At 70.0% G+C, this 22,521-nt stretch carries 20 protein-coding genes; 5 read left to right on the forward strand and 15 right to left on the reverse strand.

All coding sequences use genetic code 11. From position 1 onward, the window contains the following. From ACFQRE_RS01395 to ACFQRE_RS01410, 4 genes are all read right to left on the reverse strand, one after another. Positions 1-891, reverse strand: a complete 891-nt coding sequence (locus ACFQRE_RS01395) for an amidohydrolase family protein (RefSeq protein WP_380118026.1) — start codon at positions 889-891, stop codon at positions 1-3. After that, entirely contained in the window at positions 888-1,763 is an 876-nt protein-coding gene (locus ACFQRE_RS01400; protein ID WP_380118029.1) for an arylamine N-acetyltransferase family protein, read from the reverse strand. Before ACFQRE_RS01400 ends, ACFQRE_RS01395 begins: the two co-directional genes overlap by 4 nt. A 124-nt stretch (positions 1,764-1,887) precedes the next feature. After that, complete coding sequence (locus ACFQRE_RS01405) at positions 1,888-2,235, reverse strand: ArsR/SmtB family transcription factor (RefSeq protein ID WP_380118031.1); 348 nt, start codon at positions 2,233-2,235, stop codon at positions 1,888-1,890. Next, positions 2,232-2,696, reverse strand: a complete 465-nt coding sequence (locus ACFQRE_RS01410; protein WP_380118033.1) for an SRPBCC domain-containing protein — start codon at positions 2,694-2,696, stop codon at positions 2,232-2,234. The genes ACFQRE_RS01405 and ACFQRE_RS01410 overlap by 4 nt, the downstream gene beginning before the upstream one ends. Positions 2,697-2,824: 128 nt before the next feature. Between ACFQRE_RS01410 and ACFQRE_RS01415 the strand changes: the two genes are divergently transcribed. Further along, complete coding sequence (locus tag ACFQRE_RS01415; RefSeq protein ID WP_380118035.1) at positions 2,825-3,532, forward strand: M50 family metallopeptidase; 708 nt, start codon at positions 2,825-2,827, stop codon at positions 3,530-3,532. 7 nt (positions 3,533-3,539) lie between these two features. Here ACFQRE_RS01415 and ACFQRE_RS01420 read toward each other — a convergent pair whose 3' ends face one another. Continuing rightward, complete coding sequence (locus ACFQRE_RS01420) at positions 3,540-4,340, reverse strand: alpha/beta fold hydrolase (RefSeq protein WP_380118037.1); 801 nt, start codon at positions 4,338-4,340, stop codon at positions 3,540-3,542. A 190-nt stretch (positions 4,341-4,530) separates the two neighbouring features. Here ACFQRE_RS01420 and ACFQRE_RS01425 point away from each other — a divergent pair, with 190 nt between their 5' ends. Both ACFQRE_RS01425 and ACFQRE_RS01430 read left to right on the forward strand, forming a co-directional pair. Further along, the gene (locus ACFQRE_RS01425; protein WP_380118039.1) at positions 4,531-4,869 is read left to right on the forward strand and encodes a YciI family protein; all 339 of its coding nucleotides are present in this window, start codon (positions 4,531-4,533) and stop codon (positions 4,867-4,869) included. Further along, positions 4,866-6,155, forward strand: coding sequence for an RNA polymerase sigma factor (locus tag ACFQRE_RS01430; protein WP_380118041.1), 1,290 nt, complete (start codon positions 4,866-4,868; stop codon positions 6,153-6,155). Before ACFQRE_RS01425 ends, ACFQRE_RS01430 begins: the two co-directional genes overlap by 4 nt. Before the next feature lie 53 nt (positions 6,156-6,208). Here the strand turns inward: ACFQRE_RS01430 and ACFQRE_RS01435 are convergent, their stop codons facing one another. The 4 genes from ACFQRE_RS01435 to ACFQRE_RS01450 form a co-directional block, all read right to left on the reverse strand. Next, the gene (locus tag ACFQRE_RS01435; RefSeq protein WP_380118043.1) at positions 6,209-7,204 is read right to left on the reverse strand and encodes a DNA topoisomerase IB; all 996 of its coding nucleotides are present in this window, start codon (positions 7,202-7,204) and stop codon (positions 6,209-6,211) included. Between the two features lie 38 nt (positions 7,205-7,242). Beyond that, complete coding sequence (locus tag ACFQRE_RS01440; RefSeq protein WP_380118045.1) at positions 7,243-7,578, reverse strand: hypothetical protein; 336 nt, start codon at positions 7,576-7,578, stop codon at positions 7,243-7,245. Positions 7,579-7,720: 142 nt separating this feature from the next. Next, complete coding sequence (katG, locus tag ACFQRE_RS01445; protein WP_380118047.1) at positions 7,721-9,952, reverse strand: catalase/peroxidase HPI; 2,232 nt, start codon at positions 9,950-9,952, stop codon at positions 7,721-7,723. A 51-nt stretch (positions 9,953-10,003) separates the two neighbouring features. Further along, entirely contained in the window at positions 10,004-10,441 is a 438-nt protein-coding gene (locus tag ACFQRE_RS01450) for a Fur family transcriptional regulator (RefSeq protein WP_380118049.1), read from the reverse strand. Between the two features lie 505 nt (positions 10,442-10,946). On the opposite strand from ACFQRE_RS01450, the gene ACFQRE_RS01455 reads away from it, so the two are divergent. Further along, positions 10,947-11,252, forward strand: a complete 306-nt coding sequence (locus ACFQRE_RS01455) for a hypothetical protein (RefSeq protein ID WP_380118051.1) — start codon at positions 10,947-10,949, stop codon at positions 11,250-11,252. Continuing rightward, a complete protein-coding gene (locus ACFQRE_RS01460) occupies positions 11,249-11,896 on the forward strand; it encodes a hypothetical protein (protein WP_380118053.1) in 648 nt (215 codons plus the stop codon). The genes ACFQRE_RS01455 and ACFQRE_RS01460 overlap by 4 nt, the downstream gene beginning before the upstream one ends. 47 nt (positions 11,897-11,943) lie before the next feature. On the opposite strand, the gene ACFQRE_RS01465 is transcribed toward ACFQRE_RS01460, so the two are convergent. The 6 genes from ACFQRE_RS01465 to ACFQRE_RS01490 form a co-directional block, all read right to left on the reverse strand. Further along, entirely contained in the window at positions 11,944-12,651 is a 708-nt protein-coding gene (locus tag ACFQRE_RS01465; protein ID WP_380118056.1) for a response regulator, read from the reverse strand. A gap of 178 nt (positions 12,652-12,829) precedes the next feature. After that, entirely contained in the window at positions 12,830-14,092 is a 1,263-nt protein-coding gene (locus tag ACFQRE_RS01470) for a hypothetical protein (RefSeq protein WP_380118058.1), read from the reverse strand. A gap of 1 nt (position 14,093) precedes the next feature. Continuing rightward, positions 14,094-14,453, reverse strand: a complete 360-nt coding sequence (locus ACFQRE_RS01475) for a hypothetical protein (protein ID WP_380118060.1) — start codon at positions 14,451-14,453, stop codon at positions 14,094-14,096. Then, positions 14,450-14,581 carry a hypothetical protein gene (locus ACFQRE_RS01480; RefSeq protein ID WP_380118063.1) on the reverse strand — a complete coding sequence of 44 codons (132 nt, stop codon included), beginning with the start codon at positions 14,579-14,581 and terminating at the stop codon, positions 14,450-14,452. Before ACFQRE_RS01480 ends, ACFQRE_RS01475 begins: the two co-directional genes overlap by 4 nt. A gap of 133 nt (positions 14,582-14,714) precedes the next feature. After that, a complete protein-coding gene (locus ACFQRE_RS01485) occupies positions 14,715-18,557 on the reverse strand; it encodes a hypothetical protein (protein ID WP_380118065.1) in 3,843 nt (1,280 codons plus the stop codon). Beyond that, positions 18,554-22,513: a hypothetical protein gene (locus tag ACFQRE_RS01490; protein ID WP_380118067.1), complete on the reverse strand. Its 3,960-nt coding sequence runs from the start codon at positions 22,511-22,513 to the stop codon at positions 18,554-18,556. The genes ACFQRE_RS01485 and ACFQRE_RS01490 overlap by 4 nt, the downstream gene beginning before the upstream one ends. Positions 22,514-22,521: the final 8 nt, after the last annotated feature.

The following is a 22,521-nucleotide window of genomic DNA, read 5'->3' on the forward strand; positions in this document are numbered from 1 at the left end:
TCAATCAGAAGGCCGTCGGCCTGCGCGCTCGAAGTCGAACATGCGAGCAGCGTTGTCGTGCAGCACCGCTCGCAACCAGTCGTCGCCGAGGTCGAGATCGACCACAGCGGCAACTGCTTCGTCGTAGGGGTAGGGGATGTTGGGGAAGTCACTGCCGAACAGGACGCGATCACCCAGAGCGACCAGCCGCTGACGCTCCGCGACCGGGAAGGGCGCCAGCTGCTCCATGAACGCGTGGAAGGCCATGGTCGTGTCGAGGTGGACGCGGTCATACTGCTCGGCAAGGTCGAGGAACTCGGAGTACTCGGGTGCTCCCATGTGCGCGATGACGAGCTGCAGCTGCGGGAACCTGCGCAGCACCTCCGCGACCGGCCCGGGTCCGGTGAAGGCTCCGGCGTCGGGCCCGCCGCCGCAGTGAATGACGATCGGCGTGCCGGCGTCCTCGAGCTGGCCCCACACGGGATCGAGCAGCGGGTCGCGCGGGTCATAGGCACCGACCTGGACGTGCGACTTGAAGACGCGCGCCCCCGACTCGAGAGCGGCCGCAACATCGGCGCCCGCGGACTCCTCGGGAAAGAAGGTCGCCGTCTGGAGGCAGTCCGTAGTGCGCGCCGCGAAGTCTGCGGCCCACCCGTTGAGCCACGCGGCCATACCTGGTTTGTGGGGGTAGAGCATCGACGTGAACGCGATCACTCCGAATCCGCGCAGCTGCTCGAGCCGAGCCTCCTCGTCACCGCGGTAGGTGATCGGCCACGCGTTCCCGGTCCGCGCCTCGACTCCGTCGAAGAACTTCCACACCTTGGCCAGGACGGGCTCGGGCATGAAGTGGGTGTGCACGTCGACGATCCCGGGGATGCCGAGGCGGTCGATCGTGGCCGGCAACGCGGTCATGAGGTGTTCGTGGACCGGAGGCGGCGGACCACGTCGACGAGTGCCGCGCCTTCGGCCGCGGTGAGGTTGGCCCCGAGGCTGTCGATGAGCCCTGGCAATGACTCGAAGTCATCGGGGGTGATCGCTCGGTGCTCGGTCGCCTGACCCGGGCGCCGGATGGTGACCGCATCCTCGGTGAGGGCTGCGATGAGCGCGGTGCCGTCCGAGTCGACGCCGTGCGCCACGCACATGAGTGAGGTCATGAAGTGGCTCGTCGGCTGCGTACTCGTCCAGTGGTGACCCATTGCCACGTCGACGGGGCGCACCGGCAACGAGTCGATGGTGTGCATGACCTCCCACTCATCTCCGGTGTGCCGCAACACTTCCCACGCCTGCGTGGTTCCGTCGGAAATCTTGCGTATGCCGTGTCGCCACCCTCCCGCTGTCACGTCGGCCCCGTCGACCAGAGGGATCGGGGCAAGCGGCGACCGTCCGAAGCCCGGGTCGCAGATGAGCCGCTCGCCATTGAGGTCGAGCATGACGACCAGGTGCGTACGCGGCGCGAGGTGGGGGTCGCCGACACGACCAAGGTGACGCGTCACGGCATACCCCAGGTTGTGCAGGACGGCCGCGAAGAGGGAGGCGTGCTCGAAGCAGTAGCCGCCGCGACCGCGACCGACGAACTTCGCCTGGATCGCTGGCAGGCTGACGCCGGGGTGAGTGCCGAGCAGGACGTCGAGGTTGTCGAAGGTGAAGGTGCGGACGTGCGCGGTCTGGAGTCGGGTCAGCGCCTCGAGGCTCGGCGGCTCGGCCACGGCGCCGGTGCGCGCGAGGTAGGCGTCGAGATCCAGTGTGTCGGTGAGCCAGGGGTCAGCTGACAGTGCGTCGGTCACAGCCCCATCCGATCACGCCGACCTGATGACCTTCGGGAAGGGCAGGGCGTCGACTTCGTGCCCCGCACGGACGGCGAGCGCCAGCGAGTAGTCCGTGCGGGGCACGAAGTCGTGGTCGAAGGGCCTAGCTGCTCTGGCTCTGGCTCAGACTCTCGATGGACTCCGCCAACTTCTTGATGCGGTGCAGGCGTGCGTCCCAGGTCTTGCCGACTGCCGTGAGCTGAACGACGGCCCGGGCGAACTGGGCGTCGTCCAGCCGGTAGTGCTTCTCGCGTCCGGCGGACTGGGCGTGCACGAGGCCAGCCCGGTCAAGGACCGCGAGGTGCTTGGCCACGGCCTGTCGGGTGACGGGGAGTCGCTCGCTCAGGCTCGTCGACGTCGCGGACCCATCGGCCACGAGGATGTCGAGCACCTGGCGCCGGATCGGGTCCCCGATGGCGGACCACAATTGGTCGTCGACCACGGTGGTCATCGCGATCCGACCTTCGCTGCGTGGGCGCGCAGTCGAGGGAGGAAGAAGTCCCAGCCGCGCTCGTGGTCGTGGAACGCCTCTTCGAGGACCGCTGCCTCCCAGCCCTTCTCGCGGAAGCCCGTCTCCGTCAGGCGCAGCACCGTGCCCGGAGGCGACGACTGCAGGTCGATCGTCACGAGGAGCGAGTTGCCCACCGCCGGGGTCTCTCCATCGGGCGAGGTCCAGCGGAACGAGAACGTGCGCGGCGGGTCACTCTGGACGACGACGAAGGGGACCGGCTGGTCGCGGTCGGCCCAGATGAGCTCGCCCATCACGCCCGGACGAGCATCCGACTCGAGGGTCGCGTCGTCGGACCACCACTCGCGGATGTGCTCGGGTCGGCTGATGACGTCGAAGACGACCTCGGGGCTCGCGTCGATGCGGATCTCTCGCTCCAGCGTGCCGAACTCCGTGAGCTCCATGGCCTACTCCGTTCCCGCAATCATTGGTTGCAGCCAACATAAGGCGAGAACGCGACATAGGCAACCTTTTGTTGCTTTTTGGCACCCAGAACCGGCGCACACAGACCGTCCGCCTACGCTCACGCCCCATGGACGTCGGCACCGAACTCACCTCGCGGCTCGGCTCGGCCACGCCCGGTCTCAACGCCGGAGCCCTTGCCACAGCAGCCCTCGCAGCCCTCGCCGTCGTCCTCGTCCCGACGATCTGGCTGCAGCTGCGCATCGCCGTCACCCTCGTGCACGAACTCGGCCACGCGATCATCGGCATCGCGTTCGGCCGCCGCTTCACCGGCTTCGTCGTGCGCGGTGACATGTCCGGCCACGCCGTGACCGTCGGCCCGGCTCGCGGCATCGGCCGCATCGCGACGACGTGGGCCGGCTACCCGATGCCGGCTCTCGTCGGTCTGCTCATGGTGTGGTCGGCAACGACGGGGTATGCCGCCGCGCTCCTGTTCGCGTGCCTGCTCACCCTGGTCGTCGTGCTCGTTTTCGTTCGCTCTGCCGGGACCTTGGCCACGGTCGCGGCGGCCGGCGTCGGCATCGGCGCCCTGTGGTGGTGGCGCAACGACGAGGTCCAGGCGCTCGCCGTCGTGACCACCGGACTGGTGCTGCTCATCGGCGCGTGGCGTCACCTCGGCGCCCTCACCTCGGCGCACGGACGTCACGACCGCGGAAGTGACGCGGCAGTCCTCCGTCAGCTGACCGGCATACCCGCGTTCGTGTGGATCGGCACGTTCGGCGCGGTGCTTGCCGCAGGGACCTGGGCCACCCTGCAGCTGTGGCTCGATCTCGCCTGAGACGGGTTCAGGCCACGAGGAAGCGACGCAGGGCGGCCGCGGTCGCCTGCGCCGGGATCCCGTGGTCGGCCCCGCCCTCGACCTCGACGTAGGTGGCCCGCGAGAGGCGGCTCGGCAGCTCCGCGCTCGCTGAGCGCAGGCCCTCCCACGACTCCTTGCCCGCAAGGACGCAGACGTCCAGGTCAAGGTCGGTCATCGCGCGAGTGGGGAGGTTCGCGCCGCCGGTGATGGTGGCGTCATAGACGACGGTCTGGGCGATCGCCTCGAGAGAGGGCCACATCGGCGACCGCTTGATCTGCTCGACGAGCTCTGCGGGGAGTCCGATGCCGTCGGTCTGCATGGTCGCGACCGCCTCGCCTCGCTCGCCCTCCACGATGAGGCGAGCAAGCCTGTCGCGCAGGCCTTCTTGGTCTCGACCGGCCAAGCCGCCGAGTGCGAACGGGGCTTCGTAGAGCGCCAGGCGCGTGATCGCAGAACCCGACGCAGCGGCATACAGGGCAAGGTTTGCGCCGGACGAGAATCCGACGACCGCTGCGCGGCCACCCTCGGCGGCGATGACGGCGTCGAGGTCCTCGACCTCTCGGGTGACCTCGTAGGACGCGACGTCTGCCGCAAGGATCGCGTCGCGACTGTCGCCGCGACCGCGGCGGTCGATGCACACGGTGGTGCACGAGTCCTGGAGCAGCGCCGCGACCGGAGCCCAGGTGGACCGGTCGTTGAATGCGCCCGAGACGAAGACCACGGTGGGTCCAGAGCCTGCTCGGTCGTAGGCGATGGTGCTGCCGTCCGCGGAGGTGACGGTGGGCATGGTGTTCTCCTTCAGGGCAGGGTGCTGTCAGTCAGTCATCACCCTGTCGACGAACGGGCGCGTGCCAGATGGACACGCGGTGGGGACCGGGCCGCGATGCCCTGGGCATCGTGCAAGGCTCAGGTGTCCATCGAGGCCCGCGCCGCTCGTCGTCATGGTGACCGCCCTTCGACCGATGCCAGGAGACCCCATGCGCTACCTGTTGATGATCAGCGCGGACGAGGAACGCACGTCCCAATCGCCGAGCGCGGAAGGGCATCGCGCTTTCACGGCCTGGTTGGACGACCTGTCGGAGCGCGGGGTGATCCGCGCACACGAGGGGTTGCGGCCCAGCCACACGGCCACGACCGTGAGGGTGCGGGGCGATGAGGTCCTGCTCACCGACGGCCCGTACCTCGAGACCAAGGACCAGATCGGCGGGTTCGCCCTCATCGAGGTGGACGACCTCGATGAAGCCGTCGAGATCGCTGCGGCGCACCCCGCCTGCGCCTTCGGGCAGGTCGAGATCCGGCCCCTGCGAGAGCAGTGAACGATGCGAGTCGCGCTCTCGACGCGGCCTTCCGGGACGAGTGGGCCCGGTTGGTCGCCTCTCTCATCGGCTGGTGCCGTGATTTCGAGCTCGCCGAGGACGGCGCCCAGGAGGCCTTCGTGGACGCGGCGCGCACGTGGCCTCGCGACGGCGTGCCGGACCGGCCCGGCGCCTGGCTGGTCACGGCGGCGCGGCGACGCGTGCTGGATCGGATGCGTCGCGACCGCCTTGGTGAGGCCCGCCTGGCCGAGCTCGCGGTGACCGAGGAGGGTGCCGTGCTCGACCCCGATCTTGACGCCGTGGACAGCGGGATCGGCGATGAGCGCCTCCGCCTGATCTTCACCTGTTGCCACCCCGCGCTGGCCTTCGAGTCGCGGGTCGCACTGACCTTGCGCACCCTCGCCGGGCTGACCACGGCCGAGATCGCCCGGGCGTTCGGGGTCCCCGAGCCGACGATGGCCAAGCGGCTGGTGCGCGCCAAGCACAAGATCCGTGATGCGGGCATCCCCTACCGCATCCCGCCTGCGCACCTGCTCCCCGAGCGCACCACGTCGGTCCTGGCCGTCATCTATCTGTTGTTCAACGAGGGGTATGCCGCGAGCTCGGGAGACGCACTGACCCGCCCCGATCTCGAGGGCGAGGCCGTCAGGTTGGCGTCCCTCGTGGTCGAGCTGATGCCCGATGACGCAGAGGCCCGTGGCCTGCTCGCCCTCGTCCTGCTCCACCAGGCACGGGCCGGGACACGGGTGAGCGACAACGGGGTGCTGGTGGCGTTGGAGGAGCAGGACCGCGGCCGGTGGGACGGGGTCCTGATCGCCCGTGGACTGAGCGAGCTGCACCGGGCGGCGCGTCGCGAGAGGCTCGGCCCCTACCAGCTCCAGGCGATGATCGCCGCCACCCACGTCACGGCGCCCACGCCTGAACTGACCGACTGGTCGCGCATCGTCGACCTCTACGACGCGCTCGTCGACAAGGTGCCCTCACCGACCGTCCGTCTCAACCGGGTGGTCGCGGTCGCGATGAGGGATGGACCTGATGCGGGACTCGCCGTGCTCGAGGCACTCGCCAAGGGCGACCCGGCCGATGCCGCGGATCCCCCCAGCGCCCCCGAGGTCAGTTCGGGGGCGCTGCCGCCAGGTCATCTGGTCCCGTCGGTGCGAGCAGACCTGCACCGACGGGCCGGGCGAAGTGATGACGCACGCAGGGCCTATGACGAAGCCCTGGCGCTGGTCACCAACGATGCCGAACGTCGCTACCTGCAGCGCCGCCGAGCCGCTCTGGACTGACGAGGGTCGAGTCGACTGCTGCGACTGCTGCGACCGCTGCGACCGCTCCGGCCTCAGCTGAGGAGGTTGCGGACGGCCTTCTCGACCAGAGCTTGACGCTTCAGCGGGTCGCGGCCGGTGGCCCTGGGGATCGCGATGGTCTCGCCGTTCTCGTAGTGGTCGATGACGCGGGGGTCGACGTAGGACTTGCGGGCGATCGTGGGGGTGTTGCCGAGGTAGTCGGAAACCTGCTCCACGGAGTCCTTGATCGCCCGGCGCCGTGAGGCCTGGGTGTCGCCCGGCTCCGGCGAGCTGGCGAGGGCAGCGGCGGCGTGGACGGTCGCGTGCCACGTGCGGAAGTCCTTGGCTGTGACCGTGGCGTCGAAGAGATCGGCGAGGTAGGCGTTGACGTCCGACGCCTCGAGGTCGACCCAGCCGGAGTCCGTGCGATGGGCCAGGACGCGGTTGGACTTCGTCCGACGTCGGCGCATGACGTCGAGGGCCGATGCGACGTCCTTGTCACGGATGGTGACCTCCTGCGCGATCCCACCCTTGCCCTCGAAGGAGAACCGCAGCCCCTCGGCGACCCTGCGGACGTGCTGGCGCTCGAGGGTCGTGAGGCCGAAGGAGCCGTTGGCATCCGTGTAGACGTCGTTGCCGATCCGGAAGTAGCCGAGGTCGAGCAGACGCACGGCGACAGCGGCAGCCCGCTCGAGCGGCATACCCTCGCGTTGGAGATCACGAGTCACGCGGCGGCGGGCGGCAGGGAACTGCGCGGCGGCGTCGAGGAGGCGGTCGAACTTCAGCTCGTCGCGCTTGACGCGCCAGTGGGGGTGATAGAGGTACTGGCGGCGACCGGCATCATCGGTGCCGACGGCCTGCAGGTGACCGTTGGCGACGGAGCAGATCCAGACGTCCTCCCAGGCCGGAGGAATCGCCAGGGAGCGAATCCGCTCGATCTCGGCGGCGGGCAAGCGCCTGCCAGTGTGGTCGACGTAGCTGAAACCCTTGCCGGCCCGTCGTCGCGTCCAGCCTCGGTCCTTGGGCGACACGGTGCGAAGTCGGGTCATGAGCGCCATCGTCGCAGGTCAGAGGGCTGAGCGGAGGTTTACCAGTCGTGGCCGTGGGTGATGAGGGCCGACTCCAACTCGAAGCGCTGGCTGCGCGACAAGGACCCCCGCCCCTCGGGCACCGGGAGGTCCACGCTGCGGCAGTAGTCCCTCAGGACCAGGTCATAGGCCAAGGTGATGGCGGCCAGCCGCTCGGCCTTCCACGGCTGGTCACCCTCCTCGACCAGGCGCACGTGCTCGGCCATCCGGGCCAGCTCGAGTCCGAGCAGGACCGGCGGCAGCGGCTCTGCAGGCCGACACTGCTGTCGGGCCACGACGACCGCCAAGAGGGCAGACAACATCACCAGGGCGCCCATGCCGAGGGTGGTGTCCATCACGCTCACCTCGGGGCCATTTTCCCCCGAGGAGCCGCTGTCGACAAGGCCACCCCGAAATGACTTCGTGCCCCATACGGACCATTCCAGCGAACATTCACCGTTCGCTGTCCGGTCCGTATGGGGCACGAAGTTTCAGGCGCTACTTCTTGACGTCGAAGCGGTCGGCGTCCATGACCTTGGCCCAGGCAGCGACGAAGGCGTGCACGAACTTCTCGCTCGCGTCGTCGGAGGCGTAGACCTCGGCGACGGCCTTGAGCTCGGAGTTCGAGCCGAAGACGAGGTCGGCGCGTGTGCCCGTCCACTCCTGGCCAGCGGCGCCACGACCCGTGTAGGTGTCGCCGCCGGCCGAGGTCCACGTCGTCCCCAGGTCGAGCAGGTTGACGAAGAAGTCGTTGGACAGCGTCCCGACACGATCGGTCAGCACACCAGCGGTCGAGCCACCTGAGTTGGCACCGAGCACACGCAGGCCGCCGACGAGGGCGGTCAGCTCGGGAGCCGAAACGCCGAGGAGGTTGGCGCGGTCGATGAGGAGGTACTCGGCCGGAAGACGGTTGTCACTCCGGTCGTAGTTCCGGAACCCGTCAGCCTTCGGCTCGAGCCATGCGAACGACTCGACGTCGGTCTGTTCCTGGGTCGCGTCGCCACGGCCCGGGGTGAAGGGCACCTCGACCTCGACGCCACCGGCGCGAGCGGCCTGCTCGACACCGACGTTGCCACCGAGGACGACCGCGTCAGCGAACGAGAGGTTGCGCGCGGCAGCGATCTCCTCGAGCTTGCCGATGACACCGGCGAGCTCGCTCGGGTCGTTGGCCTCCCACGAACGCTGGGGTTCGAGGCGGATGCGGCCACCGTTGGCGCCACCCCGCTTGTCGCTGCTGCGGAACGAGCCAGCCGCAGCCCAGGCGGTCTTGACGAGCTGCGTTGCGGTGAGATCACCGTTGGACACAGCGTCAGCAATCGCGGCCTTGGCAGCAGCGATGTCCTCAGCCGAAGTCCCCAACTCGTTGGCGGGGATCGGGTCCTGCCAGAGGAGCTCCTCGGACGGGACCTCGGGTCCGACGTAGCGGTCGACCGGGCCCATGTCGCGGTGGGTCAGCTTGTACCAGGCCCGAGCGAACGCGTCGGCGAAGTCGGCCGGGTTCTCGTGGAAGCGGCGCGAGATCTTTTCGTAGGCCGGGTCGACCTTGAGTGCGAGGTCGGTCGTCAGCATCGTCGGGAGACGCTTGGCGCCACCCTCGTCAGGTGCCGGGACAGTGGCCTCGGCGCCCTTGGCGACCCACTGCGAGGCACCGGCCGGGCTCTGGGTGAGCTCGTACTCGAAGCCGAAGAGGTGGTCGAAGAAGCCGTTGCCCCACTGGGTCGGCGTCGCGGTCCAGGTGACCTCGAGCCCACTCGTGATGGCGTCGGCGCCCTTGCCCGAGTTGAACGTGCTCAGCCAACCCTGCCCCTGGTTCTCCAGCGGGCCAGCCTCGGGCTCGGGTCCGACGTGGGCCCCGGGGTCACCGGCGCCGTGGGTCTTGCCGAACGTGTGACCGCCGGCGATCAAGGCCACGGTCTCCTCGTCGTTCATCGCCATGCGGCCGAACGTCTCTCGGATGTCGATCGCGGACAGCGCCGGGTCCGGGTTGGCGTTGGGGCCTTCGGGGTTGACGTAGATGAGGCCCATCTGCACGGCGGCGAGCGGGTTCTCGAGGTCGCGCTCACCGGTGTAGCGCTCGTCGCCGAGCCACTCGGTCTCGGGGCCCCAGTAGACGTCGTCATCGGGCTCCCACGCGTCCACGCGACCGCCGGCGAAGCCAAAGGTCTTGAAGCCCATGGTCTCGAGCGCGACGTTGCCGGTGAGGATCATGAGGTCGGCCCAGGACAGGCTCTGGCCGTACTTCTTCTTGACCGGCCACAGCAGGCGGCGGGCCTTGTCGAGGTTGCCGTTGTCGGGCCAGGAGCTCAGGGGGGCGAAGCGCTGCTGGCCGGTGCCACCGCCGCCACGACCGTCCGCGACGCGGTAGGTGCCGGCGCTGTGCCACGCCATGCGGATCATGAACGGGCCGTAGTGCCCGAAGTCGGCCGGCCACCAGTCCTGCGAGGTCGTGAGGATGGCGGCGATGTCGCTCTTGACCGCGGCGAGGTCGAGGGTCTCGAACGCTGCGGCGTAGTCGAAGTCCTCACCGAGCGGGTTGGTCACCGGCTGGTTCTTGGCGAGGATCTTGAGGTTGAGGCGGTCCGGCCACCAGGTGCGGTTCGGGTCACCCTTGGTCGGCTGCGACGTGGCGCCGTGCACGACGGGGCAACCGCCGGCTCCCTCGGAGGCGGGGGAGTCCTCGTTCATCTCCCTGACTTCGGCGTCGTCGGTCCTGTTGTCGTTGACGGTCATCGGCGTCCCTTCTCATCTGTTGCGGATCTGGCGGATGTGGTGCTGGTGGCTTTAAGTGAGTTCGGTTGTCCCAGTGGACTTTTGGCAGTGTGCGCAGAGGCCCCAGTAGATGACCTCGGCCTCGTCGACGGCGAACCCCTTCGGGTCCCGTGCGTGCAGGCACGGAGCCTTGCCGGTCGCACAGGCGACGTCGGTGATCGAGCCGCACACCCGGCATACGGCGTGGTGGTGGTTGTCGCCCACGTGCAGCTCGTAGCGCGCCACGGACCCGGTCGGCTGGATGCGGCGCACGAGGCCCGCGTCGGTCAGCGCGTTGAGGCAGTCATAGACCGCCTGGTGGGAGACCGAGGTATGCCGGGTGCGCACCTGCTCGATCACCGTTCCGGTGTCGGCGTGCGGACTGTCGTGCAGCGCGTGGAGGACGGCGACGCGGGGGCGGGTCACCCGAAGGTTCGCCCCTCGCAGCAGCTCTTCGACGTCCACGGGCACGCGCTCAACCCTCGCGCCTTTTCTTGAACCTGTCAAGAAAACACTTCCCGCCGGAAGTGGGTTTCTCTCACTTCGCCTCGCCGCGATCAAGCGAAGTGAGAGGTTTCGCAGGGAGCTTCGGGGAAAGGCGAAGGGCCCTCGGAAGTATGAGTTCCAAGGGCCCTTCAGGGTGACCGGTCGATGTGACGATCCCGATCGACTTCTCTTTGCCTCCGGTCCCGGGTGCCTACGTCACCTGGCTCCCGCAGCGAGCGAACCCGCCGTGTGGACCTTCGTCTCCGAGCTGTCCCGCTCTCCCCGGGGGGAGTGCGTAAGAGATTTCTACGCCCAATTGCACTGTGCCACAAGGGCTTTCGCAAAACTTCTTCAAGTATTTTGGCCGTCCACAGGTAGGCGTCGGTTGTGCACCGAAACCGAGCAGTTGTCCACACGCTTTTGCGCGATGGTCCCCAGCTTGTCCCCAAGCGCCTGTGGACAGATGCGTGCCTTCGCTATGTTGAAACACATGCCCCAGTTCGTCGACCCCGACCATGTCGCCCTGACCCTGCGCGACGGAGAACCCACGATCACCCTGCGCGACGTCGAGGTTTCGAGCGCCGAGGTTTGGTCGTTCCTCAATCGCGCGACCCTGCTCGTCGTCGACGGTCCCGGCGACGAGGGCTTCCTGCTCCGTCGCCTGGACGGCCAGGGCAATGACGTCGCACCGGCGGGGTGGGACGACGCGGTCGCCTCGCACGGATCGGTGACCGTCCTCGCGTCAGGGACACGCATCGTCGCCACGGCGCTCGAGCAGTCGACGGAGGAACCGTGAGCTACGACTTCGTCGCCCTGGTCCCTGAGGCTGCGGGCGGGAGCGATGACGAGGTCCTCGCCGCTGCTTCGCGACTGACCGAGGACGAGTCCGCGGTCGAGACGATCGACCCGCGCATCTCCGCCTTCCACGCTGAGCTCGCAACCATCGTCGACAGCCTTCCCGACGACGAGAAGTGGATCTCGGTCTGGCCGCTCACGCCGACAGCCAAGGCGCTCTTCGTGCCGGTGCCCTACCCGAGCGCCGACGATGCGCTGCTCACGCTCCTGCGACTCGCTGCCCGCCACGGCCTCGTCCTGGCCGACCTCAGCTCCACTTCGGTCGACCATCCGGCGCCGGGGCTGCCCGTCAGCGTGCGCGGTGGTGACGGCGCACGCCTGGGTGCACTGACCCGAGATCGGCTCACCGCGCTGGTCCAGGGCGTGGGCGGCGAGGAGCCCTTCCTCGTCCTCGACACCGGTGAGCGCTTTGCCCAGATCTATCGCGAGTCCGACGGCTCGTTCCTGCTCGAGCACGCCGACGACTCGGGCCACATGGGCACCACGGTGGCCGGTGCTGACGAGGCGGCCACGCACCTCTGGAAGTGGCTGGCCGCCGATCCCGACTTCGGGGCCGGGCTCACCTTCACGCCCGTCCCGCGCTGACAGCACTACTCCTCGGCATCCATCGCAAACGGCACCAGCCACGGTCGCTACCCATCGACAAGGCCCTGGCGCGCGGCATACAGCGCTGCCTCCACCCGCGAGTGCAGCTGGAGCTTCTTGAGGATGTTGCGCACGTGGTTCTTGACCGTGTTCTGGCTGATGAACAGCTCGGCCGCGATCTCCCGGTTGGTCCGGCTACGGCCCAACAGGCTGAGCACCTCGAGTTCACGATCGCTGAGAGGCGGCCCCGAAGCCTCCATCGGTGGCGCCATGCTCAGGCGTGCGAACTCGGTCAGGAATGGGCTGGCCATGTGGGGCGGGATCATCGACTGGCCGCCGTGCACCAGCCGGACCGACTCGGCGAGCTGCTCGGTCGTCAGGTCTTTGAGGAGGTAGCCGCTGGCACCGGCACTGATCGCCGCGAACAGGTCGGCCTCGTCGTCAGATGCCGTGAGGATGAGGATCTTGGTGCGCGGCGCCTTCGCCTTGATGGCTGCACACGCCTCCACCCCCCTGTTGCCGGGCAGGCGGACATCGAGCAGGACGACATCAGGATCGAACTCGAAGCACTTCTCGACAACCTCATCGCCGGACGCGGCCTCGGCGATGATCTCAAGATCGGGTTCCAGGCCGATCACAGCCTGCATGCCGCGGCGGTACAGATCGTGGCCATCTGCGATGACGATGCGGATTCGGTCCGGTACCTCCTCCAAGGGTGAGGCACGGGACCCCCAAACGCGTGCGGAGGAACTCATCCGGCCACCGTGTCACGGCGTTTCCCCCCTTGTCAGGCGGATGCCACTAACCCACAACCAGGTCACAGCAAGGCCGTGACCTGCAACGATCGTTCACGGGACCAAGCGATCCGGCACTGTGCTGGGTCGGTGGTGGGGCCCGTGCGGTCTCCTCCATGGTTTCCAGCTCAATGAAAGTTCACGCGGTGAAGACGACGACCCGCGGCTCGAGGTTGCGGCGGTTCGTCCCGCCCTGGAGCGTCGAACCGACAGCCACCCAGGACGTGCGTCGCGACGGATGCGGGCGGATCGTCAGGTAGTCGCCCCACTTGCCGTCCACGGGTGAGTGGCTCGATGTCGCCACCGTCGCCATGTCCCAGGCGGGGACGGCGCCGGCCCTGGGCGGGAAGCCCGACAGCGACCCGACGGCCAGGGCAGGTCGGCTCTGGCCCCCGAAGTAGGCCGCCACCCCGACCTTTCCCGACACCGTGGGCGCGAGCGCCGGATAGGCCCACGCCCCGGTCGCGGACCAGAGATCGGGCTCGGCCACCACCTTGAGGGTCGCCTCGTCGATGATCGCGCAGCGGACGAACGGATGCGGTCGCCCGGCCCGCCGACCCGACGACCACGCGAAGCCGAGATGCGACCCGAGCCGGAAGGCCCCGGTGATGCGGTCGTCGGCCCGGGTCAGCCACTCGGCGCCACCAACGCCACCAACGCCACCAACGCCTGCCGCCGTGTAGTCCCCGTCGTCCCACGGCGAGACGCGCACCGACCACTGGGTCACCGACGGCGAAGCGTCGGGCCAGGCGAACACGCGCAGCGACGATGACGCGAGGTCGGTGGAGCCGAACCACATCGTGTCGCCCGCACCCGCAGTCCCGGCCCCGCCCACCGGCCGCAAGGATCCGGCGGTCGTCGTCGTCCAGTGCTCGTGCGGCAGCGGTCCGGCCTTCGTCAGCCCCGATCGCGGCCAGCGCACCACGACCGCGCGCACCCATCGGTCCTGCGTGTCATAGACGTTGGTCGTCAGATAGAGGTGCTTGCGGGTGAGCCCGAGGTCGGGGAAGTCGAACCACACCGAGCGCCACGACGGCACGAGGTCGGTCGGCGCGAGATCCCACCAACGCCACGTCCCGGGCCGACCAGTCGTCGAGACCGCGAGCCGCTGGATGTTGCCCTTGCCCGGCGCCGGCGGCTCGTACTGCAGCAGCCACACCCACAACCGCCCGACGCGCAGGGTCACCTGGTCGCACCCGAATCGCCCCTTGTCCGCGGGCAGTTCGGTGAACGGGTCGAGGAACTGCCAGCTCGCGCCACGGTCCTCCGAGTGCGTCGCAAACCAGTTGCCCGTGACGAAGAAGCCGGTGCTCGATGCCGACACACTCGGCTCTCCGACGGTCCCGGTCTGGATGCCGGTCGCGGCGTCGTCGAGGAGCAGGTCGGAGCGGATCGTCACCATGTCAGCCGCCCGGCTGGTCGGGAGCGCGGGTCGGCTCGGTGGGTTCAGTGGACTCGGTGGGTTCCGTCAACAGATCGGGTATGCCACCCGCTCCCGTCCCGTCGCTCGGCCCGCCTTCGCGGGTGGGTCCGGGCTTCTTGCGCCGTCGCGACTTCGCCTTCTCCTTGGCATCGAGGAGGGCATCGGTCGCGACCTCACCGAACTCCGGCTCCTCCTCACCCACGGTGTCGCTGCCAGCCCGACCTCGGGACGCGAGCGCGTCGGAGGCGCTCGCCGGCCGGGGACGTCGTGGCTCCTGACGCCCGCCGAGCTCGGACTCCCCGGGGGTGCTCGACGTGGAGCGGCCCTTGGGCCGGGTCACGACCGTGCGACCTTGTCGGGTTTCGCCCGCCACGACTTCACCCGGGACTTCACGGCGTTCCACGCCTCGACGATGACGATCACGAGAGGGATGAGGAGGACGGGATATTGCTCGAAGAACGGTTCCACGGTGGTCCTTTCGATAGGGCGGATGATCGACTTCGTGCCCCGCACGGACACGAGAAGGAGGCCTTCGGCCGACGATCGTGTCCGTGCGGGGCACGAAGTCGGGTTCTATCCGTGCGGGGCACGAAGTCGGGTTCTAGGGGACGGCGGGGACTGTCGGACGGGGGCCGAGGGCGACGACTCGGCACGCGGCATACGGCCACTGCCGGACGAGCTGGTCGACCGTGACCGGCAAGGGTGCGATCGGGAGGGTCGGGTTGTTGGGCGGCTCGACGTCGTCGTTGAACGACCCGACGAGAGCGAGGAACACCACGGCCACCGGTGCCACGGCCGGGAGCGCCGGAGCGGTGAGGTCCACGTCGATCGAGATCGCACGCGGGGTCCGCGCGTCGAGCGGCACGCTGAGCGGGTGTCGCGCCGAACCGTCGGGCAGTCGGGCAACCGTCCAGCCGGCAGGCGTTGGCCCGCCCTGCGCTGCCGAGGTCCACGCCCGCGTGTGGAGGTCGACCACTCCCGCCACCGGCGCCGTCAGACCGTCCGCGAGGGTGGGCACGAAACGCCACAGCAGCACGGCCCAGGAATCCCCCGCGGCCACGGTCCGTGAGTCCCGGTGGTGCAGCAGGAGGTCCACCGTCGACGGCTCCGAGTAGACCGACCAGTTCGCTCGCGAAAAGCCCGGAGGGACAACGCATTCCATGAGGTCGACCTCGCCGGCGGGCAGGGTCGGGACGGTCGGCGTGGACCAGGCCGGACGGCATACCGCGAAGGAACCCACGGGACCCGGCGCCACGGTGAAGTCGGGAGCAAGACGGGTCCCCACGATCGGGTCCCACAGGACGCGGTCGATGAACTGACCGGGAGGAAGGGCCAGGCGGTTGCGTTCGAAGGCCACGATGTCGCCGAGTGGATCGATCCACTGCCCCGTCGGCACGATGTTGGGGTGCCTCCAGCGCAGCGCGGTCTGGAACTGCCACAGCTGATAGGGGTTGGGGTTGTTGCCGACGTTGATCGGACCGCCCGGCCAGACCGGAGGTGCCGCCACGGGGACGCGCGGACGGATGACGATGTCGGGACTGCTGTGCGAGGGCAGGGCCACCGTCGGCGGCTGGCGAGGATCGGTCATCGGCGTCGGCAGCGTGCGGCGGTCGTCGTGGTTGTGGACCCGCAGATAGGTCCGGCGTCGGGCATCGGCGAGAAGGTCGACCTCCCACACCCCGCGCGACTGGACCGCCGCTCGCAGGAGACGCGGCCGGTCAGCGACGGGAGGCGGCGCAGCCGGGAGGGGCGGGACGGTCGGGTCCACCCAGATCGCGAGGTCCTGGACGCCCGCCTGAGGGAGCCCGTTGTCGAAGAAGACCCAGTCGTGCAGGCCGGCGTCGTCACGACGCGTGCCGCGCCAGACCCCCGTCGCGGTGCCGACATAGACCTGGTCCGGATGGCCCGGGTCGACGACGGCGGCATACGCAGGGTCCAACGGCCCGAGCACACCCAAGGGGCCCGGAAGGATCCGGCGCAGACCGGTGCGGCGGAAGTGATCGGTGGCGGAGGAGTACCACCAGACCGTCTCGGTGTCATTGCCGAGCGTGCCGAGGGTCGTGACATAGAAGTCGTGGGTTCCGGGGACGGGCGCGAGGTCGGTGATGGTCTGGTCGCGAGGGATGAGCACGGCGCTCGCGCGCAGCGACCAACGCTTGTCCACCCAGTTGCCGGAAGGCAGCTGCCGGTAGCGGACGATGCCGTTGTCGAAGGCGGCGAGGAGCTCGGTGTCCGACACCCACTTGGTGGTGTGGACGGCGCCGAAGTTCGTGACGGGCGTTCCTCCACGAGGTACCCCACGGGTTGTCGCGGCGACGTTGATGTCGGCACCGGCCGCGGTCCGGCGATCGCCCGAGCTGGCACCGGTCACCGACGTGTGGACCGGGAGGACCCGCCACGTGCACGGGCCCACCCCACCGAGGTCGTCGGTGACCCAGACGCGGTTCGTCCCGACCGCCACCCTGCCGCCGGCACCGCGGGCGATGGCCGCTGCGCCCGAATAGAACGCCGAGAGCCCGAACTCGCGATCGGCGGTGATCGTGCCCCAGTTCGGGTTGAGCGGGTTGCGGTGCAGCGGGTCGATGAATGACGCGTCGTTGCCCTGCCACGCGCCTCCCGTCCACTGGCCGACGAGCACGTGGTGACGCGTCGGGTGGAAGGCCACACCGCCACCGTCACCGCGGTAGACCTCCTCCCACACCGTGTCGCCGGTGCGGACGAGGACTCCGTTGTCCTGCACCCCGAGGCCCAGGTAGTGGCCCGACAGCGGATGCGAGGCGAGGAAGCCGGCCTCGAGGGTCGACAGGCCGCTCACCCGGGGAGCGAACGAGTGGACGCGCCCACCGGACGTCGAGACGAAGATGCCGCCGTCGCATCCCACCCACACCGTGCGGTTGCCGACCGGACCAGTGAGCCGGATGGAGTGGACATCGGGGTGGATGGTGTTGCCGACGAGTCCGGCGTCGGTCGCTCCGGCGCCGGCCGGGGGCGCTCCGAGGGTGGAGATCCCGGGGGCGGGCACCATGGTCTGGCCGGCCTGGACGTCGACGATCCACACCGACCCGACCCACTCCGGGACACCCGTCGGCAACAGGGTGTCGCCCCCGAGATAGAGGCGGTCGACGGTGCTGTCTGCCGTGCCGTCGAGGTCCTGGGCGGCCGGCACGGGCTGACGATCGACGGCAATGCACTGGTCATAGTCACCCTGCCCCGAGCCGAAGACGGCCGGCATCCCCGCCGGCACCCCGTTGAGGACGACGGACACCGGCGGGCTGAGGGTGGCATCGGCGATCTGCTCGACCACGCCCGCACCACCCGAGGCATAGAGGGCGTAGATGCGGTTGCCGGCCGCGCGCGCCAGCGAGAGCCGACCGTCGATGGCTGTGGCGGGCCAGCTCAGGCTCGGCACAGGGGCGATCGTCACGCCGGCGTTGTCACTCGTGACCAGACCGAAGGTGTCGACCGCGAGGACGAGGCGTCCCCCGGGCAGCCACAAGGCATCGGTCCAGACCGGGGTCCCGGGCCAGCCGGCGGGGGCCGGCGGGACCGCGAATGCCACTGCGCACGGCGTCCACTGGTAGGTGCCGCGTGCCGGGAACCCACCCGCGGCCGGCACTGCCTGGCGCAGGCCGACGAACAGTCCGATCGAGCTGCACACGATGATCCGGTGCCGCCGCGCACCCGTCGTCTCACCCACGTCGGTCGCGGGGTCATGGACGATCCGATAGATGCGGGCGCCCTCGAACGTCGCCAACGTGTTGACGTCGGGTTCCCAGGGGTCGTCGTGGGTGGCCGACAGGGTCACCGGCCCAACGGCCGACAGCATCCCGATGCCGCCCGTGGTCGCACCGGCGAACCCGGCGTTCGCGGCCACATCGCCGGTGCCCACGAGGACGAGGTCGTGGGCGGCGTCGGCACCGAAGACCACCTCGACGCAGCCGACGGTCAGGGCGCTGACCCGCCCGCCTGCCACCCGCCCACGCGTGACCCAACCCCCGACCGCGCACCACGTCGAACCCGCGTCGTCGGTGTACCAGAGGCCCCCGTTGCCCGAGGCGGCGTAGGCACGCAACCCGTTCGTCGAGACGGCCAGGTCGTTGATCCTCCCGGTGACACGGGGTCGGCCGGCCGCCTGTCCCCGGCGGACGACGGACGGCCCGATGGGTACCCACCGTCCGGCGGCGGTGTTGGAGGGTGCGGCGAGCGGGCCGGGCCCTCGACGGCCACCGCGTCGGGGAGCAGCGTCGGCGGCTTCCAGCCGGGCCAGGGCGTCGGCGAGCGCGGCCCGGTCGGGCTGGCCGCGCATTTCCTCTCGCCAGGCCTGACGCCGTCGGGCGTTGCCCCGCTTCGTTGCCCTGGCGGCAGCCCACGCGGCTTCGGCGGCCTCGGCGGCCTCGGCGGCAGCGGCAGCGGCAGCGTCGGCTCCGGGATCGTGGGGGGTCATGGCGCACCTCCCGCGGGGGCGGGCTCGGAACCGGGTGCAGGCTTCGGCGCCACCCGGATCCAGCCCTCCTGCGCCTCGTGCGGCATCGGCGGCAGATACGCCGACGTCGATGCCGCGACGATCGGGTCATCGCGCCACGTCAGCGGCCCCGTGCGCCGGGTGAACTGCTGGTCCGGCCCGAACGACGCGACCTTGGGCAGCCGGATCTGGGCCGGGTCGACGAGCACTGGCCCGGTCCGCAATGACGGGACGAGCCGACGCAGCCCCTTGCTCACCCACTCATCCGCCAGGGCGAGCGACTTGCGCGGCAGGATGCCCGACGTGAGGTGGACCTTGCCGCCCGGAAGCATGAGGATCGTCAGCCGTCGCGTCTCGCCGACGCGGACCACGACGGTGTCCTCGAGCTCGAGGTACGGGTGGTCGAGCGGGCGCACCGCCGGCACGTCGTTGTCGCCGAGGAGGCCGAGCTGCCCGCGGTGTCGACCGCTGTCGAGCGCCACGCCGGCAACGACCTTGTCGACGACATGGAAGTGCGTGTAGTCGTCGTCGACGAAGAATCCGAGGACGGCGTCATCACTGCGCCCGAGCTCACCGATGCGGACGGGGAACCGGTGTCGGGACAGTTCGGCGTATGCCGCGTGCCGCGCCGCGACCGCGTCACCTCCGCCTCCTCCCGCGGTGATGGTCACCTCGTCGACGTCGTCGGGGGCGTCGAGTCGCAGGGTGGCACGGACGACGGCGATGGGCCGACCCACCAGCCCGGCGATCGTCGGGGTGCCCAAGGCGGAGAACGCGTCGACCGTCCACAGCGTGGAGTCGACGGCCCGCAGCAACGCGGTCAGGGCACTGGACTCACCCGGCTCCTGCGCCGCGTGACGACCGGCGATGTCCGCGCGCACGACCCCGTCGGCAAAGAGGCCGACGTGTTGCGCGTGAGTCGGAAGTTCCGTGAGCGGACCGGCATCGGGCGGGATCGGCCGACCTGGCGCGGGCTCCCAGGTCACGGCGTCACTCACCGAGTCGTGGGTCAGCTCGCCGATCGGGTCGCCGTTGCGGTCGAACACCTCGAGCGACTCGTCCATGTGGTCGGGCAGCAGGTAGCCGCAGACCGGGTTGACCGCCACGTCCGCGTGCACCTGGTCGACCCACGCCTCGAGCGCAGTCGCCGGATCCGCCTCGAGCGGGTGCGCCGGGTCGACGAGCCGGAAGAGCCAGCGGGCGGCGTTCTGGATGCGCGGGGTGAGGCGCAGTTTGCCGGGGGTGCCGGTGTCGAGCTGGGTCGTCGTCAGCACGTCGTCGACGGGCACTGTGAGCGTGCGACCGAACGCGTCGACGAGACGCAGCTCCTCGATGGTGGCGATGCCTCCGAAGATCGGCACCGGCAGCGCCTCGGCAACCGGCTTCTTCGTGTCCTCGTCGCGCACGACGATCCCCTCGTAGCGGATCCCGAGGAGCTGCTCCCGCAGACCGTCGAGCGACGCCGACGCGAGATCGAGCGGGTCGAGGAGGTTCGCGAGATCGCCCAGCGCCACCTCGTCGGCGTCCTCCAGCTGGGAGCTCGACGGGTCCGCCGCGTCCCGGCGCTGCTCGGCCTCCAGCCACTCGCGAATGCCTTCCGACAGCGCATCGCCGACGCCGCGGTGCAGAGGTGAGCGGCCGGCATACGTCCGCGTGATCGGTGAGGAGGCCTGTGCGCCAACGAGATCGGTCGAGCCGAGGTCCCATCCGTCGACCGAGGCAGCTCCGTCGAGTCGCACCCGCCACTCGAGGAAGAGCGGAACCCAGGGCTGCCGCCAGTTCGTGATCGCGACCGGGCTCGGTGGTGTTCCGTGAAGGACGCTGTATGCCGCGAGCTCGGCGGCGCTGTCGACTGCCGCTGGGCTGCGACGCTGGGCCGCTCGGGTCCAGTTCACCTTGCCCTCGTCGACGGCCGCCCGCCGGATGGCGCCGTCGGTGGCCCTGCGGGCGATCTCCGTGAGCGCCCCGATGCCCGTGCCGTCATAGGCCGCGTCCGCGCCGTGGATGCGGGCCAGCTCGGCAACGAGTCGCACGTGGACCGGCCCGAGCTCCTTGCGGTTCGTCGCGCCGGCAGCCGCGAGCCAGCCGTGGTGGTAGCCGTCGAGAAGGGTTGCCTCGCGCACGATGCGGGTCACCTCGGGCGGGATGGCGCCGTTGCCGAGGGTCGGGACGACGACTGCGCCCTCGACGACACCCTCACTCGCGGAGACGACTTCGCCGGGGTACCGGCAGCGCAGCAGCCCGCCGTCGTGGAGGCCGTCGCCGTGGTGGCGCTGGTTCGGCTTGACGCCGGAGATGGCGACCATGAGCGGAGCCGGGCGATAGCGGCGCGGTGGCGCCTTGGGCACGGTGCGCGCGGTCGGACCGGTGGGGGGCGCACCCGCGGACGGTGACGGTCGCGGGGTGCCGGCGCGGGTTCGCCGCTCGTTCTTCATGGCATCGATGGAGACGAGACGCTCCGAGAAGGCTCCGTCCGCGCGCGTCTTGGCGGTGCGCTCCGCCGCGAAGATCCGCACGCCTTGGGTGAACTCGACCTTCACGTCCTCGAAGCCGGAGTCGGCCATCGCCCCGCGACCCTTGCGACCGACGCGGGTCGGGCCGAACGGTGACGAGTCCTCGGCTCGCACGACGTCGTCGTGGCTGCCCTCGACCGGGGGCCCCGAGAGCGACCAGAAGCCGTCGGCGTGCTCGCGTTCCTCGAGGTCGGCGAGCCCGTCCTGGGCGCCGAGCTCGGCGAGCGTCCCGCCCGTGAAGGCGGCGACGAGCCGCTCGGAGAACTGGCGCTGCTCCGGGCTGAGACCGAGCCCGGCAGCGAGGCCGGGCGCTGCGAATGCGGCGGCGACGTCGTCGAGGTCGAGTCCGGCCGAGGCGCCCAGGTCCTCCGACAGCGGACGTTCGTCGAGTCCGTCCGCAGTGCCGTCGATCGGGACGCCGAGGACGCTGCCGTGACAGAGGGCGTGATACCGCGTGGGGGCCACCCCGATGAACGTCCGCTCCGTCCTCTTGACGGGCAGGCCCGCAGTGGGTGCGACTTCTTCCTCGCGCACGGTCGTCGTCCCGTACTTCCGCACCACCGTCGTCGGCGTCGCACCGCCCGCCGACGTCAGACCCATCCTGCGGACGAGGGTGTTGACTCGCGGGTCCGGCGGCTCCTCCCACGAGTCCTCGCCCTCGAGGCCAAGGGCCCAGCCGAGCTCGCCCATGATCCGCTTGAGGTCTGTGGGTCCGGTGGCCGCCGCGAGCGGGTCGCCTGCGCTTCCGCTCCACCACCCCGCAACCGTGTATGCCGCCCTCCCGGAGTCCCAGCCCTGCGGCGCCGCGGGTGCCAGGCCGGCAAAGTCGGTCAGCGGGTCGTGGAGCGCAAAGCGGTTGCGAGACGCGGCATACGCCGCTGTCCACAGGGGTGACCCACCACGGAACCCGTCGAGGGGGACGAAGGTCTCGGCCTCGGGCGCGGAGGTCGCGGCACCGGAGTAGTCGAGCAGCGACGTCACGACGCCGGTGATCGCGTCGATGACCCAGCCGGTCACGTGGATCGAGCGAGAGCCGACCGGGTAGAGGTGCCGGATGACGACCCAGCGGTCGGGGAGGACGGGCAGCTCCAGGGCGTTGGTCACCGGGTCGGTCGCCCCCCGCAGCAGCGTGTCCGGCATGGCCCAGTGCAGATGCACGCCCGCCGCGAGCGGAGCGCCGGCATCGAAGGGGGCAGGGTCTCCGGTGCGCCCGGCCACGGCGACGACCGGGTCGCTGCCACCCGTGGGTGACACGAACGCCTGGACATCGATCGGCACGAGGATGCGGCGGTCGCGCGGGAGGTGCTTGTCCCATGTCGCGAAGGTCGCGAGGTCGACCTCGGCAGCGGCCAAGGCGGCCCACCGCTGGCTGTAGGCCATGTCCTTGAGGACCGTGCCCGAGACCTTGAAGGGGATGTCGCTCATCGCCGCCA

Source organism: Knoellia pratensis (assembly GCF_042666395.1).
Taxonomy (GTDB): domain Bacteria; phylum Actinomycetota; class Actinomycetes; order Actinomycetales; family Dermatophilaceae; genus Knoellia; species Knoellia pratensis.

Bases quoted from the DNA above. Each gene is read 5' to 3' on its own strand.
- ACFQRE_RS01435 (WP_380118043.1), bottom strand. From the start codon at position 7,204: ATGACCCGACTTCGCACCGTGTCGCCCAAGGACCGAGGCTGGACGCGA.
- ACFQRE_RS01455 (WP_380118051.1), top strand. From the start codon at position 10,947: ATGCCCCAGTTCGTCGACCCCGACCATGTCGCCCTGACCCTGCGCGAC.
- ACFQRE_RS01415 (WP_380118035.1), top strand. From the start codon at position 2,825: ATGGACGTCGGCACCGAACTCACCTCGCGGCTCGGCTCGGCCACGCCC.
- ACFQRE_RS01465 (WP_380118056.1), bottom strand. From the start codon at position 12,651: ATGAGTTCCTCCGCACGCGTTTGGGGGTCCCGTGCCTCACCCTTGGAG.
- ACFQRE_RS01425 (WP_380118039.1), top strand. From the start codon at position 4,531: ATGCGCTACCTGTTGATGATCAGCGCGGACGAGGAACGCACGTCCCAA.
- ACFQRE_RS01410 (WP_380118033.1), bottom strand. From the start codon at position 2,696: ATGGAGCTCACGGAGTTCGGCACGCTGGAGCGAGAGATCCGCATCGAC.
- ACFQRE_RS01490 (WP_380118067.1), bottom strand. From the start codon at position 22,513: ATGAGCGACATCCCCTTCAAGGTCTCGGGCACGGTCCTCAAGGACATG.
- ACFQRE_RS01420 (WP_380118037.1), bottom strand. From the start codon at position 4,340: ATGCCCACCGTCACCTCCGCGGACGGCAGCACCATCGCCTACGACCGA.
- ACFQRE_RS01440 (WP_380118045.1), bottom strand. From the start codon at position 7,578: ATGGACACCACCCTCGGCATGGGCGCCCTGGTGATGTTGTCTGCCCTC.
- ACFQRE_RS01405 (WP_380118031.1), bottom strand. From the start codon at position 2,235: ATGACCACCGTGGTCGACGACCAATTGTGGTCCGCCATCGGGGACCCG.
- ACFQRE_RS01470 (WP_380118058.1), bottom strand. From the start codon at position 14,092: ATGGTGACGATCCGCTCCGACCTGCTCCTCGACGACGCCGCGACCGGC.
- katG (WP_380118047.1), bottom strand. From the start codon at position 9,952: ATGACCGTCAACGACAACAGGACCGACGACGCCGAAGTCAGGGAGATG.
- ACFQRE_RS01395 (WP_380118026.1), bottom strand. From the start codon at position 891: ATGACCGCGTTGCCGGCCACGATCGACCGCCTCGGCATCCCCGGGATC.
- ACFQRE_RS01485 (WP_380118065.1), bottom strand. From the start codon at position 18,557: ATGACCCCCCACGATCCCGGAGCCGACGCTGCCGCTGCCGCTGCCGCC.